This is a genomic window from Streptomyces sp. NPDC029216 (genome assembly GCF_040648015.1).
Lineage (GTDB): Bacteria > Actinomycetota > Actinomycetes > Streptomycetales > Streptomycetaceae > Streptomyces.
Map to the genome: position 1 here is coordinate 1 of NZ_JBEZWL010000311.1, position 1,518 is coordinate 1,518.

General features: G+C 74.5%; 1 protein-coding gene. It reads right to left on the reverse strand.

Annotated elements, in window-relative coordinates; translation table 11 throughout:
• Nucleotides 1-89 precede the first annotated feature (89 nt).
• Nucleotides 90-1,358, reverse strand: a complete 1,269-nt coding sequence (locus AB0F18_RS39250) for an SGNH/GDSL hydrolase family protein (RefSeq protein ID WP_362070340.1) — start codon at nucleotides 1,356-1,358, stop codon at nucleotides 90-92.
• Between the last annotated feature and the right edge of the window lie 160 nt (nucleotides 1,359-1,518).

The window sequence follows — 1,518 nt, forward strand, 5'->3', positions numbered from 1 at the left end:
TACGAGGTCTTGCGCCCGGCGCACCGAGAGCACGCACCAGACGCCGCGGGGCCGCCCTCCGGGCGACGACGGGACTTTGACGACAGACCCTAGAGGGTGTTGAGGTCCACGGCCTCCGCCATCGCTCGGTAGCCGGCGTCGTTGAGGTGGAGGCGGTCGGCGAAGGCGAACTCGGCCTTGAGCTTCTCCGGGTGCTGCGGGTCGGCGACCGCGCGGTCGACGTCCACGACGGCGTCGTAGGCTCCGGCGGTGCGGATCCACCGGTTGACCTCGCCCCGGATCTCGTCGCCCTGCGCGGTCCAGTAGCCGGAGTCCCCGTACGGGGGGATCGTGGCGCCGATGATCCTGACGCCGCGGGCGTGGGCCTCGCGGATCAGCTCCCGGTACCCGGCGATGATCTCCTGCGCGGTCACCCGGGGGCCGGTCGTGCAGCGGTCCTGGGGCCCGTCGGGCTGGACGATGTCGTTGGTGCCCTCCAGGACGATCACCGTGCCGGTGTCGGGGCGGCCCAGGGCGTCGCGCCGGAAGCGGTGCAGGGCGCTCTCCCCGTAGCACGCCGAGTCGTTGAGGACCTTGTTCCCGCCGATGCCCGCGTTGATGACGGGGCGCGGCGTGCCCTGGGCGGCGAGGCGGCCGGCGAGGGCGTCGGAGTAGCGGCGGTCGGCGCCGGGGGTCGCACCGAAGCCGTCGGTGAGGGAGTCCCCGAACGTGACGACCGCGCCCCGGCGCGGGCCCGGGGCGCCGGCGCCCCGTACGTCGATCCCCGCCAGGTAGTACCAGGAGAAGCTCTGGTTCCCCGGGGCCGAGAAGGCGTCCGCGGCGGCGTCGCGCAGGTGGTCGCCGTCGGCCCGGAAGGTGGTGCCCATGGCGACGTTGTGGAAGGTGGCGGGGCCGGTGGGGTCCTGGAAGTAGAAGGTGACGGTGAGCTGTTCGAAGGCCTGGACGGGCAGGGTCACGGCGTCGCTGGACAGTTCGGCGCCGGCCGGGACGGTCACCGCGCCCTTGCCGCCGAACCGCAGCGTGCGTACGGTCTCCGGCCGGACGGCGGCGCCCCCGGCGCTCTTGGCGACGGTCGCGCCGGTGAGCCGCAGCGGGGTCTTGCCGTAGGTGTTGGAGAGGCGGACGCGCAGCTCGCTGCCCTGGGCGCCGGCCCGTATCACCTGGCGCACCGACTGGTTGCGGAAGCCCTCCTCGGACCAGTTGGGGAACCAGTCGGTGTGGGTGGCGGTCTGCGGGGAGGCGCCCCAGGCGCTGTGCCAGGGGGTGCCGTGCGCGGCGGCGGGGGTCGCGGTGGTGGCGGCCACGGCCAGGAGGGCGGCGGCCAGCGGAGCGGCGAAGACGATCTTGTTGGTAGTCACACCACTCTGACACGCGGCGGCCCTCGGATGTGACAGGAGTGGCGGAATTTTCTCCGTTCCGGCCGGACCCCCGTCGCGCGGGGGCGCCGGCGGGGGGCGGGGGGGGGGGAACGCGGGGTGGGGAGGGCCGCGGGATTGTGGCGGGTTGGAGGGGGGGGGC